General features: G+C 70.7%; 14 protein-coding genes. 7 read left to right on the top strand and 7 right to left on the bottom strand.

Annotated features, from left to right (window positions below; genetic code table 11):
* Positions 1-59: 59 nt before the first annotated feature.
* The 3 genes from AC1DWC_RS12530 to AC1DWC_RS12540 all read left to right on the top strand — a co-directional run bounded on the left by AC1DWC_RS12530 (position 60) and on the right by AC1DWC_RS12540 (position 3,123).
* The gene (locus AC1DWC_RS12530; RefSeq protein WP_477908515.1) at positions 60-1,250 is read left to right on the top strand and encodes a helix-turn-helix transcriptional regulator; all 1,191 of its coding nucleotides are present in this window, start codon (positions 60-62) and stop codon (positions 1,248-1,250) included.
* 155 nt (positions 1,251-1,405) lie between these two features.
* Complete coding sequence (locus AC1DWC_RS12535) at positions 1,406-2,494, top strand: S-(hydroxymethyl)mycothiol dehydrogenase (protein ID WP_072844941.1); 1,089 nt, start codon at positions 1,406-1,408, stop codon at positions 2,492-2,494.
* A complete protein-coding gene (locus AC1DWC_RS12540; RefSeq protein WP_477908455.1) occupies positions 2,491-3,123 on the top strand; it encodes an MBL fold metallo-hydrolase in 633 nt (210 codons plus the stop codon). The genes AC1DWC_RS12535 and AC1DWC_RS12540 overlap by 4 nt, the downstream gene beginning before the upstream one ends.
* Before the next feature lie 104 nt (positions 3,124-3,227).
* Here AC1DWC_RS12540 and AC1DWC_RS12545 read toward each other — a convergent pair whose 3' ends face one another.
* The gene (locus AC1DWC_RS12545) at positions 3,228-3,866 is read right to left on the bottom strand and encodes a TetR family transcriptional regulator (RefSeq protein WP_477908457.1); all 639 of its coding nucleotides are present in this window, start codon (positions 3,864-3,866) and stop codon (positions 3,228-3,230) included.
* A 279-nt stretch (positions 3,867-4,145) separates the two neighbouring features.
* Between AC1DWC_RS12545 and AC1DWC_RS12550 the strand changes: the two genes are divergently transcribed.
* Positions 4,146-4,805 (top strand): hemerythrin domain-containing protein, encoded by a 660-nt coding sequence (locus tag AC1DWC_RS12550; protein ID WP_477908459.1) that lies wholly within the window; start codon positions 4,146-4,148, stop codon positions 4,803-4,805.
* A gap of 80 nt (positions 4,806-4,885) precedes the next feature.
* Here the strand turns inward: AC1DWC_RS12550 and fdhD are convergent, their stop codons facing one another.
* Positions 4,886-5,710, bottom strand: a complete 825-nt coding sequence (gene fdhD, locus AC1DWC_RS12555; RefSeq protein ID WP_477908517.1) for a formate dehydrogenase accessory sulfurtransferase FdhD — start codon at positions 5,708-5,710, stop codon at positions 4,886-4,888.
* On the bottom strand, positions 5,710-8,022 hold the full coding sequence (locus AC1DWC_RS12560; RefSeq protein WP_477908461.1) for an FdhF/YdeP family oxidoreductase: 2,313 nt from the start codon (positions 8,020-8,022) through the stop codon (positions 5,710-5,712). The genes fdhD and AC1DWC_RS12560 overlap by 1 nt, the downstream gene beginning before the upstream one ends.
* Positions 8,023-8,148: 126 nt before the next feature.
* On the opposite strand from AC1DWC_RS12560, the gene AC1DWC_RS12565 reads away from it, so the two are divergent.
* Complete coding sequence (locus tag AC1DWC_RS12565; protein ID WP_477908463.1) at positions 8,149-9,156, top strand: iron-siderophore ABC transporter substrate-binding protein; 1,008 nt, start codon at positions 8,149-8,151, stop codon at positions 9,154-9,156.
* A gap of 28 nt (positions 9,157-9,184) precedes the next feature.
* Here AC1DWC_RS12565 and AC1DWC_RS12570 read toward each other — a convergent pair whose 3' ends face one another.
* The 4 genes from AC1DWC_RS12570 to AC1DWC_RS12585 all read right to left on the bottom strand — a co-directional run bounded on the left by AC1DWC_RS12570 (position 9,185) and on the right by AC1DWC_RS12585 (position 12,353).
* On the bottom strand, positions 9,185-9,868 hold the full coding sequence (locus AC1DWC_RS12570) for a methyltransferase domain-containing protein (RefSeq protein ID WP_477908465.1): 684 nt from the start codon (positions 9,866-9,868) through the stop codon (positions 9,185-9,187).
* Positions 9,865-10,866: a synaptic vesicle VAT-1 family membrane protein gene (locus AC1DWC_RS12575; RefSeq protein ID WP_477908467.1), complete on the bottom strand. Its 1,002-nt coding sequence runs from the start codon at positions 10,864-10,866 to the stop codon at positions 9,865-9,867. The genes AC1DWC_RS12570 and AC1DWC_RS12575 overlap by 4 nt, the downstream gene beginning before the upstream one ends.
* A gap of 78 nt (positions 10,867-10,944) precedes the next feature.
* A complete protein-coding gene (locus AC1DWC_RS12580) occupies positions 10,945-12,165 on the bottom strand; it encodes an amidase (RefSeq protein ID WP_477908469.1) in 1,221 nt (406 codons plus the stop codon).
* Positions 12,060-12,353: a hypothetical protein gene (locus AC1DWC_RS12585; RefSeq protein ID WP_477908471.1), complete on the bottom strand. Its 294-nt coding sequence runs from the start codon at positions 12,351-12,353 to the stop codon at positions 12,060-12,062. The genes AC1DWC_RS12580 and AC1DWC_RS12585 overlap by 106 nt, the downstream gene beginning before the upstream one ends.
* A gap of 21 nt (positions 12,354-12,374) precedes the next feature.
* Between AC1DWC_RS12585 and AC1DWC_RS12590 the strand changes: the two genes are divergently transcribed.
* Together AC1DWC_RS12590 and AC1DWC_RS12595 are read left to right on the top strand one after the other, a co-directional pair.
* Positions 12,375-12,533: a hypothetical protein gene (locus tag AC1DWC_RS12590; RefSeq protein WP_477908473.1), complete on the top strand. Its 159-nt coding sequence runs from the start codon at positions 12,375-12,377 to the stop codon at positions 12,531-12,533.
* 184 nt (positions 12,534-12,717) lie between these two features.
* On the top strand, positions 12,718-15,393 hold the full coding sequence (locus AC1DWC_RS12595) for a valine--tRNA ligase (protein ID WP_477908475.1): 2,676 nt from the start codon (positions 12,718-12,720) through the stop codon (positions 15,391-15,393).
* Positions 15,394-15,395: the final 2 nt, after the last annotated feature.

Genomic DNA, 15,395 nt, shown 5'->3' on the forward strand with positions numbered 1-15,395 from the left:
TCGACGGGCTGCGCAGTGTTCTCGTCGGCCCGCTGCCGGAGATCGGTCGCCGGTTCTCGATGCTGCTGGCGCCACTGTTCCCGCACTCGGCGCTGGTGATCTTCACCCGCGAGTGCACCGGCCGGCCCCGCAAGGTGGCGGGTGATCCGCGGATCACCGGGCGGGTGACGGTCGCCGAGCTGGATCGGCTACGGACCGAACTCGGTCCGGCGCAGCGGGATTCGTCGCGGGCACGGCGCGGGGGCGCGGTCCTCGCCGGGCGCGAACACCCGACGCTCGCGATTCTCGACCGCACCGACACCCTCCTCGTGATCGTGCCGGGCGACGTCGCGGACACCGATACGGACACGGACACGGACCTGCTGGCGTCGCTGTTCGCGGTCGTCGCGCTCGGCATCACCCTCCAGGTCGGGCACGCGAGCCCCGCCTACCTCGCCGAGTCGCGGGCGGCGTCGGCCGAGCGAGCCCGCACCATCGCCGAACTCACCGGGGCGCATGCGGCGACGCTCGAGACGATTCTTGCGACGCTGCGCTCGCCCGACCTCGACGATGCCCGGGCCCGGGTCACCGCGCGAGAGTCCGCGACGTCGGCGCTGATCGGGCTGCGTTCGGCGGTCGATCGGCATCGGGAGCTGGCGGAGGAGGCGGCGACCACCGCGTTCGCCCGGCTGCGCGGCGAACTGCGTGGGCTGGTTCCGGAGGGTGTCGACGTCGAGCTGGTGGAACCACCGGTGGGCGGCCGGGGCCTTCCCGGGGAGGTCGCCCACGCCGCCCGCGCGGTGGTGCGGGGCGCTGTGCTGGGTCTGGTGGTACAGCCCGAGCTGCGTCGGCTGCGGGTGTCGTGGGGCTGCGACGGCGCGAGCCTGCTGATCGATGTCCGCGACGACGGCCGCGGCGTCGCGGACCTCGCTGAGTTGGACAGGCAGCTGCGGCCCCGCATCGACACCCTCGGCGGCACGTACGAGTCGGAATCGACGCCCGGGTGGGGGTCACGACTGTCGGCGGTGCTGCCGCTGGATCCGCCGGAGGCGGGGAGCCGGCACACGCTGTCGGTACTGGGGCCGCGCGAGGTGGAGGTACTCGAGCATCTCGTCGCGGGCCGGCGCAACCGGGTGATCGCGGAGCGGCTTCAGGTCAGCGAGAGCACCGTCAAGTTCCACGTCGCGGCGGTGCTCCGCAAGCTCGACGTGGGTACCCGGGGCGAGGCGGCGGCGGTCGCGGTGGAGGCCGGGGTCCGCCCGGCGCCCTGACCCGACTCGACAAACCGGACCCGTCCACCCCGCAGTTCGGTCAGGCGACACCGTCCTTTCGGTCAGGTCGTCGGGGCATGCCGGCCGCGTTACGGTCGACATGCGGGTATCGCAATGTGCGCACTCGCGCCGTCGACAATTGAGGAGACCAGGCCATGCCGCAGCAGGTACGGGGAGTGATCGCGCGCGCCAAGGGCGCACCGGTGGAGATCGCGGAGATCACGATTCCCGATCCAGGCCCGGGCGAGGTCGTCGTCGCCGTCGCCTCGTGCGGCGTGTGCCACACCGACCTGACCTACCGCGACGGCGGGATCAACGACGAGTACCCCTTCCTGCTCGGTCACGAGGCCGCGGGAGTCGTCGAAAGCATCGGTGAGGGAGTCGATTCCGTCGAGGTCGGCGATTTCGTCGTGCTCAACTGGCGGGCCGTGTGCGGTCAGTGCCGGGCGTGCAAGCGCGGCCGCCCGCAGTACTGTTTCGACACCTTCAACGCGACGCAGAAGATGACGCTCGAGGACGGCACCGAGCTCTCGCCCGCGCTGGGGATCGGCGCGTTCGCGGACAAGACCCTCGTCCACGCGGGACAGTGCACCAAGGTCGACCCGTCCGCGGACCCGGCCGTCGTCGGACTGCTCGGCTGCGGCGTGATGGCGGGCATGGGCGCGGCGATGAACACCGGCAACGTCGGCCGCGGCGACTCGGTGGCCGTGATCGGCTGCGGCGGCGTCGGCGACGCGGCGATCATGGGCTCGCGACTGGCGGGCGCGGGCACGATCATCGCGATCGACCGTGACCCCCGCAAGCTCGAGTGGGCGACGGAACTCGGTGCCACCCACACGATCAACGCCTCCGAGGTCGAGGACGTCGTCGAGGCCGTGCAGGAGCTCACCGGCGGATTCGGCGCCGACGTCGTCGTCGACGCGGTCGGCCGCCCGGAGACCTGGAAGCAGGCGTTCTACGCCCGCGACCTCGCCGGCACCGTCGTCCTGGTCGGCGTGCCCACCCCCGACATGACGCTCGAGATGCCGCTGGTCGACTTCTTCTCCCGCGGCGGCTCGCTCAAGTCGTCCTGGTACGGAGACTGCCTGCCCGAGCGCGACTTCCCGATGCTCGTCGACCTCTACCAGCAGGGTCGGCTGCCGCTGGAGAAGTTCGTCACCGAGCGGATCGCGCTGGACCAGGTGGAGCAGGCGTTCGAGTCCATGCACCGCGGCGAGGTGCTGCGTTCGGTGGTCGTGCTGTGAGTGGCGCACTGCGGGTGGACCGCGTCGTCACCTCCGGGACGTTCGAACTCGACGGCGGAACCTGGGAGGTGGACAACAACATCTGGCTGATCGGTGACGACTCGGAGGTGGTGATCGTCGACGCCGCCCACACCGCGCAGCCGATCGTCGACGCGGTCGGTGGGCGGAAGGTGGTCGCGATCGTCTGCACCCACGGCCACAACGACCACGTCACCGTCGCACCGGAACTGGCGGAGCGGCTCGACGCCCCGATCCTGCTGCACCCGGCCGACGACGTGCTCTGGCGAATGACGCACCCCGAGGTCACGCACCGGTCGCTCGAGGACGGGCAGCGGATCGCGGTGGCGGGCACCGAGATCCAGGCGATCCACACGCCCGGTCACTCGCCGGGCTCGACCTGCCTGTACCTGCCGGAGGCGGGGGAGTTGTTCTCCGGCGACACGCTGTTCTCCGGCGGACCCGGCGCCACCGGCCGCTCCTACTCGGACTTCCCGACGATCATCGGCTCGATCCGGGACCGGCTTTTCGCCCTGCCGGCCGAGACGACGGTGCGGACCGGGCACGGCGACGGCACCACCATCGGCACCGAGGCCCCGCACCTCGAGGAGTGGATCGCCCGCGGCAACTGACGCGAATGTGCCGCCGCCAGTGCTGTGCACCGGCGGCGGCACGTCGACCGTCAGAACGGCGGTGGCGGGTCCGGCCCTCACGGTGCCCGGCGATGCGAACACGGCTACGGGCAGATGGCGGCGATGACCGTTCGTGTCATCCAGTCCGCATACCTGTTGAGCGTCCATCCCCTTTCGAGGACGAGCCGCTCGTAGATGTCGATCGCGAGGTAGATCCACAGCACATCGCGCACCTCGTCGACTTCGATGCCGGGGCGAAGTCGGCCGGTCGCCAGCAGGTGACGTCCGAGCATCTCCATTCCGGTCAGGCCTTCATCGTTCAGTTGCTGCCAGACCGGGATCAGCGAGTCGTCCACGTGCCGTCCGTCGCGAATCAGGATCAGCACCTTGGCGGACCGCTGCTGGCGCCGTGCCAGACCGTGGACGAACATCTCGATCTTGCGGCGCACATCCGGCTCGGCGAACATCGCCTGCTGCTCGGGTCGGTCCGCGACAGACACCGGCTCGTCGTCACCGGCGATCGCGAGATCGAACACCGCCTTCGCCAGCGAAGCCTTGCTCCCGAAAGCTTTGTACAGGCCCTTCACCGAGACGCCCGCCCGATCGGCGACCGCAGCCATTGTGGTGGCCCGGAAGCCGTCACGCTCGAACAACTCCCGTGCGGCGACTACCACCGCGCGCCGTCTGTCGCGAGACTGCCGCTGCCTGCCGGATGCGTCGTAGCGCCTCTTGACGTCGGCCATTACCGCTCCCATACTTTAGGTGCAACCTAGTGGAACTCAATATACGTAATCCCGAATGCCACGTCATTCCACTGGTCGACCCGTCTCTTTCAGCGGGGTCGACCGCTATGGCCGTGATGTCCGGTGCGCCTTCGAGAACGTGGTCAACAGGGCGGGGTCGGGACGCATTCGATTCGCCTTTGATCGTTCGGCGCGGACGAAGGGAAGGAGTGTGCCATGAGGGCGAGGAGAGGGGATCGCCGTGATACCGATCTGCGCACCGCCGCCAAGATGCGAAACATGGGGATCATTCACAGCGCGCTGCGCCGCGACCTGGAACGAATCCGCCTCACACTCGAGACTCAGCCGTACCCGGAGCGGAGACGCCGTCGAGCGCTGGCATTGCACGTCCTGTGGGTGATGAACGTCCTGCACCTGCACCACACCGCAGAGGACGTCGGGTTGTGGCCGCTGATCCGGGTCAAGAATCCGTCGGCGGGTGCACTGCTCGACGAAATGGATGCCGACCACAAGCGGATCGCTCCCGCGATGCGCCGGGTGGAGGAGGCCGCACGGGCCTACCGCGACGACGGGTCCACGCGGGAAGGCGTGCTTGCGGCGCTCGCCGGACTCGGCGACGTCCTTCTGCCACATCTGAGGCGTGAAGAACGGGAGACGATGCCAGTCGTCGGAGCCGCACTGACGACCGACGAGTACCTCGCCGTCGAGAAGGAGTACTTCGTCAAGCCGAAGGGCTTCAGGGAACTGGGAGCCGAAGCGCCCTGGATCGTCGACGGACTCTCGCCGGAGGACCGCGAGGTGATCATGGGCGTGATCCCCGCCGTTCCCCGCTTCGTACTCCTGCACGGTTTCGGACCGGGTTACCACCGCAGGTCTGCCCTGCTGTGGGGGGACGGACCGGCGGCTGCCGTGCCGTCGCTCAAGCTCTCGCCGGCCTGACCTCGCGAGGTTTGGCAGCGCCGCAGGACCCGATGCGGCCTCCCGAGGGGTGGGGGCCATGATCGGCCGGACTCGGGACCTCACGCCAGCTTGATGCGCTGCTCGCCGGTGTAGATGTTCATCGTCTCGCCGCGGAGGAACCCGACCAGGGTCAGGCCGGACTCCGCGGCGAGGTCGACGGCCAGCGAGGACGGCGCAGACACCGCGGCCAGCATCGGGACCCCGGCCACGACGGCCTTCTGCACCAGTTCGAACGAGGCGCGACCGCTGACCACCAGCACCGCCTCGGACAGCGGGACGCCGCCCGCGGTGAGCGCCCAGCCGAGCACCTTGTCGACGGCGTTGTGCCTGCCGACGTCCTCGCGGACCGCCAGCAGCGCGCCGTCCGCGGTGAACAGGCCGGCGGCGTGCAGGCCGCCGGTGCGCTCGAAGACCTGTTGCCGGGTCCGCATGGTCGGCGGCATCGACGCCAGCACCGCGGTGGCGACGGTGAGCGTCGAGGCGGTGAGGTCGTACGGCGCGCGCACCCGCACCGCCTCGAGCGAGGCCTTGCCGCACACCCCGCACGCCGAGGTGGTCAAGAAGTTCCGCTCCGCGACAACGGGTTCCGGCGTTCCCGGGGCGAGCGCCACGTCGAGCACGTTGTAGGTGTTGGCGCCGTCGGCGTCCACCCCGTCGCAGTACCGGATCACCGAGACGTCCTGCGCCGAGGTGATGATGCCCTCGCCGAGGAGGAAGCCGTGGACCAGGTCGATGTCGTGGCCCGGGGTGCGCATGGTGACGGACAGCGACCGCCCGCCGATCCGGATCTCCAGCGGCTCCTCGACGGCGAGGCTGTCCGGACGCCGGACGGTCCCGGTGGCGCTCACGCGCAGCACCGACCGTCGCGCGGTGACGCGGCCCATCATCGGCTCCCGGCGGGTTCGAGGCGCACCAGCACGGCCTTGGACACGGGGGTGTTCGACTTGGCGGCAACGTGATCGAGCGGCACCAGTGGGTTGGTCTCCGGGTAGTAGGCGGCGGCGTTGCCCTTCGGGGTGTCGTACTCGACCACCCGGAAGTCGCTGACCCGGCGCTCCTCGACGGTACCGTCGGCCGCCGTCCACTCCGAGACGATGTCCACGGCGGCGCCGTCGGTCAGGCCCAGTTCGGCGAGGTCGGCGGCGGACACGAAGATCACCCGGCGGCCGCCCTTGACGCCGCGGTAGCGGTCGTCGAGGCCGTAGATGGTGGTGTTGTACTGGTCGTGGCTGCGCAGGGTCTGCAGGATCAGCCGGCCGGGGGGAGTGGGCACCCAGCGCAGTTCGTTGCTGGCGAAGTTCGCCTTGCCGGTGCGGGTGGGGAACTCGCGCCGGTCGCGCGGCGGGTGCGGCAACTGGAAGCCGTCCGGCCTGCGCACCCGTTCGTTGTAGTTCTCGCAGCCCGGCACCACCCGTGAGATCGAGTCGCGGACCCGGTCGTAGTCGGCGGTGAACGTGGCCCACGGGACCGGGTGACCGGGGCCGAGCAGCTCCTGGGCGAGATCGCAGACGATCGAGACTTCGCTGCGGAGGTGCTCGCTGACCGGCGTGAGGTTGCCGCGGGACAGGTGCACCATCGACATCGAGTCCTCTACGGAGACAAGTTGTTTCCCGCCGGCCTGGATGTCCTTGTCGGTGCGTCCGAGGGTCGGCAGGATCAGCGCGGTGCGCCCGGTGACCACGTGCGAGCGATTCAGCTTGGTGGACACCTGCACCGTCAGGGCGCAGCGGCGCAGCGCGTCCTCGGTGGCCGCCGTGTCCGGGGTCGCGCGGGTGAAGTTGCCGCCCATGGCCATGAACACGCCGGCCCTGCCGTCGCGCATGCCGCGAATCGCCTCGACGGTGTCCCAGCCGTGAGCCCGGGGACTGGTGATGGAGAACTCGCGGTCGAGGGCGTCGAGGAAGGCGTCGGGCATCCGCTCCCAGATGCCCATGGTGCGGTCGCCCTGGACGTTGGAGTGGCCGCGGACCGGGCAGACGCCGGCGCCGGGCTTGCCCATCATGCCGCGCATGAGCAGCAGGTTGGTGATCTCCTGGATGGTCGCCACCCCGTGGGTCTGCTGGGTCAGGCCCATCGCCCAGCAGGCGATGGTCCGTTCGGACCGGGCCATCGCGGCCGCCGTCTCGTGCAGCTGCGCCGACGTCAGACCGGTCGCCTCGAGCACGACGTCGAGATCGACCGCGCGGACCCGCTTCTCGTACTCGTCGAATCCGGCGCAGTGCCGCGCGACGAACTCGCGATCGACCACGGTGCCGGGGGCGGCGTCGTCGGCCTCCAGCAGCAGCCGCCCGAGTCCCTGGAACAGCGCCATGTCGCCGCCGAGCCGGATCTGCAGGAACTCGTCGGCGATGTCGGTGCCGCGGCCGACGACGCCGCCGACCCGCTGCGGGTCCTTGAACCGGCGCAGCCCGGCCTCCCGCAGCGGGTTGATCGCGATGATCTTGGCGCCGTTGCGCTTCGCGGCCTCCAGGGTGGAGAGCATCCGCGGGTGGTTGGTGCCGGGGTTCTGGCCGGCGACGAGGATGAGGTCGGCGAACTCGAGGTCCGGCACGGTGACCGAGCCCTTGCCGATGCCGATGGACTCGGTGAGCGCGCTGCCGGAGGACTCGTGGCACATGTTCGAGCAGTCCGGCATGTTGTTGGTGCCGAAACTGCGAATCATCAACTGGTACAGGAACGCCGCCTCGTTGCTGGTGCGTCCCGAGGTGTAGAAGACGGCGCCGTCCGGGCTGGGCAGCGCCCGCAGTTCGTCGGCGATCATCCGGTACGCGTCGTTCCAGCCGATCGGGGCGTAGTGCGTCGCGCCCTCGCGCAGCACCATCGGCTCCGCCAGCCGACCCTGCTGGCCGAGCCAGAAGTCGGTCTTGGTGGCGAGTTCGGCCACCGAGTGCTCGGCGAAGAACTCGGGTCCGACGCGGCGCAGGGTGGCCTCCTCGGCAACGGCCTTGGCGCCGTTCTCGCAGAACTCGGCGGGCCGGCGGTGGCCGGGCGTCTCGGGCCAGGCGCAGCCGGGGCAGTCGAATCCGTGTCGCTGGTTGAGCCGGGTGAGGGTCTGCGCGGTGCGCACCACACCCATCTGCTCGACGGAGCGCTGCAGCGAGACCAGCACCGCCGGCACACCGGCCGCGTGGTCCATGTGTGGGGTGATCACCAGGTCGGATTCGTCGATGTCGGCGTCGGGTCCCTTGCGCGTCATGCGTCCATAGTGGACTCGCCGGTGAACGGCCGGACACGGACCGCGACAAATGGCCCCTCATTTCGGCTAGCCTTACCTCGCTTCGGTGAGGACCGGAGGGTTTTGTGGCACGACGGAGGAGAGTCGATGGCAGACGTTGGACGGTTGACGCGTCGGGGATTTCTGATCGGGACGTCCGGTGCGCTGCTCGCGTTCGCCGCCGCCTGCAGCAGCAGCGGTGACGGTGACGGCGGTTCCGCCGGCGGGTCCGGGGCGACCCTGACCAACAAGTACGGGCAGACCGAGGTCGGCGCCGACCCCCAGCGGGTGGCGAGCGTCGGCTACAACGACCAGGACGCGATCCTCGCGCTCGGCACGGTGCCCGTCGGTGTCTTCGACTGGTACGGCAACCAGCCCGACGCGGTGTGGCCGTGGGCCCACGACCTGCTCGCCGGCGCCACTCCCGCGATCGTCGGCACCGCCAGCACCGGCATCAACATCGAGAAGGTCGCGGCCACCAACCCGGACCTGATCGTCGGCACCTACTCCGGCATCACGAAGAGCGAGTACGACAAGCTCAGTGCCCTCGCGCCCACCGTCGCCCAGCCCGCGGACTACGCGGACTACGGCGTGCCGTGGCAGGACCAGACCCGGATCGTCGGCAAGGCGCTGGGCCGTTCGGACAAGGCGGAGGAACTGGTCACGGGGGTGCAGGACAAGTTCGCCTCCGTCGCGGCCGCGAACCCGTCGTTCAAGGGCAAGACCGTCATCGTCGGCGCGCTCAAGGGCCCCGGCCAGTTCGGTGTCTACGGCCCGGAGGACCCGAAGGTCCGCTTCTTCACCGAGCTCGGCTTCGTGAACCCGCCGGTCACCCAGCAGATCACCACCACCAACTTCGCGCCGATCAGTACCGAGCAGCTCTCACTGGCCGACGCGGACCTTCTCGTCTGGTACGCGGGCGGCGGATACGGCGACAAGCTGCGCGCCGAGCTGGCGGCGACGCCGGTCTACCAGGAACTGGAGGTCGTCAAGGACGGCCGCGCCATCATCCTCGAGGACGAGGCCGCCGAGGCGATGACCTGGAGCACGGTGCTGTCGTTGCCGTACGCGCTCGACCAGATCCCGCCGCGGATCGCGCCGCTGCTCGCCAAGTAGCGACCACGACGCTGGTGTGCCGCTGCTGTCAGGGGCGCCGGCACACCAGCATTTCGTCGGCGCCGCGCTGGAACTCGTAGTCGACGGCGGTGACGGTCGTGTCGACGCCGCGGGCGGCGAGTCGGTCGCGGAGCTCGCCCAGGTGCGGGTAGCGGGCCGTGCTGCCCGTCGGCACCAGCGGGAAGACGCGGACCTGGTCGCGGGCCACCCGGACCAGTTCGGTCAGGTACGCGAGATGGGTGTCGAGGTCGAGGCGGTCGGCGTAGCTGAAGAGCAGGTGCGAGGACAGCACCAGGTCGAAGGACCGGTCGCCGAAGGGCAGTTCCGGCAGCGCGGCGTGAACGTACGACCCGGGGCGGTCGACGAAGTCCCGGACGAACACGTCGGCCGCGGTGAGCCGGTGGCCGAGGTGCTCGTCCGGGGTGGCGAAGAACCGGTCGGAGAAGCCCTCGTGGTGCTCCGCGATGTAGCGGTTGCCGCGCTCGACCTCGGGGCGCACCGAGTCCAGGAGCGACTGCCGGTCCCCGTATGCGCTGTCGCAGGCGGTGGCTCGCGTGCCCGCCTCGTGCGCGGTCGCGGTGAACGACGACGCCCCGGCGGGGCAGTCGAGCACCGTGCCGGACAGGTCGTCGCTGTCCAGCGCGAACATCGCCACGTACTCCTCGAAAGAGCGGGACGTCACCAGCGTGGCGCCGATGCTTGGAATGCTCACGGCACCAGCACCACCTTGCCGACGTTGCGACGCTCGGTGAGGATGCGGTGTGCCTCGGCCGCCCGGTCGAATGGGACCACGTCGGAGACCACCGGCGCGACGGTGCCGTCGTCGATCAGGGCCCTCAGCGGGGTGATCCACGGCTCGAGGGTGCCGCGGTCGTCCCACAGCCGCAGCATGTTCAGCCCGATCACCGCCTTGGACTCGGTCATCTGGTCCATGGCGTTGAACCCACGGATCATGTTCAGCGCCTGGGGCAGGGCCTTGAGCAGATTGCGCTTGTCGCCGGAGACCACCGAACTGGCGCCGAACGCGACCAGTCGTCCGCCCGGCCGCAGCAGTCGGTAGCTGCGGCGCAGCGACGCGCCGCCGAGCGCGTCCATCACCACGTCCATCGGCGGAAGGTTTTTCTCCCAGCCCCGCTTTCTGTAGTCCAGGGCCACCTCGACGCCGAAACCTCGGATGGCGTCGTGCTTTCCGGGTGACGAGGTGCCGTACACCTGCGCGCCGTGTCGGGCGGCGATCTGCGTGGACGCGATGCCGACGCCGCCCGCGGCCGCGTGGATCAGCACCCGCTCGCCTGCCTGCAGGTTGCCGTAGCCGATCAGGCCGGCCCACGCGGTCGCGTAGTTGACCGGGATGGCCGCGCCCTGCTCGAAGCTCAGTGCGGTCGGCAGCGGCACCGCGTCCTGCTGCCGAACGCAGACCTCCTCGGCGTAGCCGCCGAACCGGGTGCCGGCGAAGACGCGGTCGCCGACGGCGAAATCGGTGACGTCCGAGGCGATCTCGGTGACGATGCCCGACACCTCGTAACCGACGACGCTGGGCAGGGGAGGGGCGTCGGCATACAGCCCAAGTCGGGCCATCACGTCGGCGAAGTTGACCCCGGCAGCACGGACCTCGATGCGCAGACCGCCGGGCGCGAGCGTCGGGGAGGGCCGTTGCTGGACCTGGAGGACGTCGGCCTCGCCGTGCCGGGTGATCACCACTGCGCGCATGTTGTGGAGGGTAGCCGTGCGCGGCCGTCGCGGCCGGTCATCGGCGGCACTCCCGCCCGACGGCGGAACCACGCGCGGCTACACAGAGATCGACGGCCGCCGCCCGGACCACGGCACCGCCTGCTCGAGCTGCGCCGCCACCCGAAGCAGCAGGTCCTCCCGGCCGTGGGCGGCCACCAACTGCACCCCGATCGGCAGGCCCTCGCGGCTCTGCCCGAGCGGCAGGCTGACCGCCGGGTTCCCGGAGACGTTGAACGCCGCGGTGAACGGCCCCACCTCGAAGATCCGCCGGATCCAGGATCGTGCCGACTGCCCGGGGGCGTCGTCGTCGTAGTCGAGCGTGCCGTGCGGCGGCGGCAGCTGCCCGACGGTCGGCGTCACCAGCAGGTCGTAGCCGGTGAGGAACAGTCCGACGGCACGGGTCACCCGGTGTTGGGCGTCGAGCGCGGCCATCACCTCGAGCGCGGTGAACACCTGCGTCTCGGACAGGACCCGCCGGGACGTGGCCTCGAGCAGGTTCGGGTCCGGTCGGCGGGGCGCGCGCAGGATCGCGGCCCCCGTCGAGACCACCACCAGCATCGCCGCCTCCACCACGTCCTCGGCGGCCAGGCCGGGGCTCGCCGGCGTCACCGTGTGCCCGATCCACTCGAGCACCTGCGCCGCGGCGACCGTGGCGTCCCGGACCTGCGGGTCCACCGGGACCCCGGACCAGGCGTCGGTGGTCACGGCCACCCGCAGCCGCCCGGGGTCCGCGCGGATCGACTCCGCGTACGGGCGCGACGGCGGGGCCGCCGCGTACTTCTCGCCGACGATCGGCCCTGAGACGGCGTCGAGGAGGTGGGCGGCGTCCCGGACGGTCCGGGTGAGCCCGAACTCGGCGATCTGCCCGAACCCGGCCTCCCCGACGAGCGGACCGGACGGGGTGCGCCCGCGCCCCGGCTTCAGACCGACCAGCCCGCAGCACGACGCCGGCACCCGAATCGACCCGCCCGCGTCGTTGGCGTGCGCGAGCGGCACCGCCCCGGCGGCGACCAGCGCGGCCGCCCCGCCGCTCGACCCGCCCACCCCGCGGCGCAGGTCCCACGGGTTGCGGGTCGGCCCGTACCGCCGGGACTCGGTCGCGAAGTTCAGCCCGAACTCCGGTGCGGTGCTCTGGCCCAGCGTCACCAGTCCCGCCGCCCGGAACCGGGTCATCAGTTCGTGGTCGACGCCCGCGACCGCGACGCGGAGGGCGCGGCTGCCGAGGGTGAACGGCACCCCGCGGGCCATCGGGCCGCTGTCCTTGACGACCAGCGGCACACCCGCCAGCGGGCCGTCGGGGTCAGCGCCGGCTCGAACAGCGGCAGCGTCAGCGCGTTCAGGTCCGGGTTCACCGAGTCCAGAGCCCGCCGGGCCGCGGCCTCGACCTCGGCGGCGCTCACCTTGCCGGCGACGATCAGGGCGCGCAGCCCGACCGCGTCGTGGTCGGCGTACTCGGCAGGTTCCATGGCCGGTCAGTCTGGCCGCCGGTGCCGGTCGACGCCACCGGTTTTCCGTGGGGGCGCCGCGGGGCCGTGTCCGAGGTGATGGAGCGGGTGCATCCGGCGGAGCCGCACCGGTGCCCGAGCACCATCGGCACCCTGCCCTCGGCGCGGGGCGCGGGCCACGGCAGGGCGTCGATGAACTAGCGGCTCGAGCGCTGTGACCGCGAGCACGCCCCCGCCTGCCTGGAGTCGGGCAAACAGGAGAATGTGCCCTACCACCAGCGCTTCGGCCTCGAGGCGACCGACGAGATCGTGCTCCCGGGCGGCGGTCCGACGCTGTGGACCATGTGGCGGGCGGCGCGGTAGCCGCGTTCTCTAGAATCACTGGGTGACCAGTGCCGCGCCGCAAGACCCCAAGACCGCCGCCGACGCCCTCCCCAAGAGCTGGGACCCCAGCACCGTGGAGCAGGAGCTGTACGAGGGCTGGGTGGCGGCCGGCTACTTCACCCCGGACCCTGCCAGCGACAAGCCCGGCTACTCGATCGTGCTGCCGCCCCCGAACGTCACGGGCAGCCTGCACATGGGCCACGCTCTCGACCACACCCTGATGGACGTGCTCTCCCGCCGCAAGCGGATGCAGGGCTTCGAGGTGCTGTGGCTTCCGGGCATGGACCACGCGGGCATCGCCACCCAGAACGTGGTGGAGAAGCAGCTGGCCGCCGAGGGCAAGAAGAAGGAAGACCTCGGCCGCGAGGCGTTCATCGAGCGGGTGTGGGACTGGAAGCGTGAGTCCGGCGGCACCATCGGCGGCCAGATGCGCAGCCTCGGCGACGGCGTGGACTGGAGCCGCGACCGGTTCACCATGGACGACGGTCTCTCCCGCGCCGTCCAGACCATCTTCAAGCGGATGTACGACGCCGGCCTGATCTACCGCGCCGAGCGGCTGGTCAACTGGTCGCCGGTGCTGCAGACCGCCATCTCCGACATCGAGGTCAAGTTCGAGGACGTCGAGGGCGAACTGGTCTCGCTGCGCTACGGCTCCCTGAACGACGACGAGCCGCACGTCATCGTCGCCACCACGCGTGTGGAGACGATGCTGGGCGACACCGCGGTCGCCGTGCACCCCGAGGACGAGCGCTACAAGCACCTGCTCGGCACCACGCTCGAGCACCCGATCACCGGTCGCCAGATCCCGATCGTCGCCGACGACTACGTCGACCCCGAGTTCGGCACCGGCGCCGTGAAGATCACCCCCGCGCACGACCCGAACGACTTCGAGATGGGCATGCGGCACAACCTGCCGATGCCGACCATCATGGACAAGACCGGCAGGATCGCCGACACCGGAACGCCGTTCGACGGCATGGACCGGTTCGAGGCGCGGGTCAAGGTCCGCGAGGCGCTGGCCGAGCAGGGCCGCGTCGTCGCCGAGAAGCGTCCGTACCTGCACAGCGTCGGGCACTCCGAGCGCAGCGGTGAGTCCATCGAGCCGCGGCTGTCGCTGCAGTGGTGGGTCAAGGTGGACACCCTCGCCAAGGCCGCCGGTGACGCGGTCCGTAACGGCGACACCACGATTCACCCCGCCAGCCTGGAGCCGCGCTGGTTCGGCTGGGTCGACAACATGCACGACTGGTGCATCTCGCGTCAGCTGTGGTGGGGCCACCGCATCCCGATCTGGTACGGCCCGGACGGCGAGGTCCGCTGCGTCGGACCCGACGAGACCGCACCCGAGGGCTGGACGCAGGACCCCGACGTCCTCGACACCTGGTTCTCCTCCGGCCTGTGGCCCTTCTCCACGATGGGCTGGCCGGACAAGACCCCGGAGCTCGAGAAGTTCTATCCCACCAGCGTTCTCGTCACCGGCTACGACATCCTGTTCTTCTGGGTGGCGCGGATGATGATGTTCGGCACCTTCGTCTCGCAGGACGAGGCGATCACCGCCGGCGAGGGCAAGTCCGGGCCGCAGATGCCGTTCAAGGACGTCTTCCTGCACGGCCTGGTCCGCGACGAGTTCGGCAAGAAGATGTCGAAGTCCAAGGGCAACGGCATCGACCCGCTGGACTGGGTCCGCGAATTCGGTGCCGACGCACTGCGATTCACGCTGGCCCGCGGCGCCAACCCGGGCAGCGACCTGTCCGTCGGCGAGGACCACGCGAAGTCCTCCCGCAGCTTCGCCACCAAGCTGTTCAACGCCACCAAGTTCGCGCTGATGAACGGCGCCGCGCCGGCCCCGCTGCCGGCCCGCGACGAACTCACCGACGCTGACCGCTGGATCCTCGACCGGCTCGACCAGGTGCGCGCGGAGGTCGACGGCGCCTTCGACCGGTACGAGTTCGGCAAGGCCTGCGAGGCGCTGTACCACTTCGCCTGGGACGAGGTCTGCGACTGGTACCTCGAGCTGGCCAAGGTGCAGTTCGCGGGGGAGCAGGCCGAGGCCACCCGCGCGGTGCTCGGCAACGTGCTGGACGCGCTGCTGCGGATGCTGCACCCGGTCATGCCGTTCGTCACCGAGAGCCTGTGGAAGGTGCTCGCCGGCGGCGAGTCCGTCGTCGTCGCGAGCTGGCCGGAGGCGTCCGGCGAGGCCGTCGACGGCGTCGCCGCGCAGCGGATCGCGGACGTGCAGCGCCTCGTCACCGAGATCCGGCGCTTCCGCAGTGACCAGGGCCTGAACCCGGGCCAGAAGGTCGCGGCCCGGCTGACCGGCATCGCCACGGCAGACCTGGACGGACAGCAGTCGTCGGTGGCGTCGCTGGGCAAGCTCACCGAGCCCGCCGACGACTTCACCGCCACAGCTTCACTCGAAGTCCGGCTGAGCGCGGGCACCGTCACCGTCGAGCTCGACACCTCCGGCACCGTCGACCTGGTCGCCGAGCGCAAGCGGCTCGAGAAGGACCTGGCCGCAGCGGAGAAGGAGCTGGCCGGCACCGCCGCCAAGCTCGGCAACGAGGCCTTCCTGGCGAAGGCGCCCGACGCCGTCGTCGACAAGATCCGCGGGCGCCAGAGTTTCGCCACCGAGGAAGTCGCGCGGATCACCGCCCGGCTCGAGGATCTGGGGAAGGCGTGAGC

This window comes from Rhodococcus sp. P4_C10 (assembly GCF_056402135.1).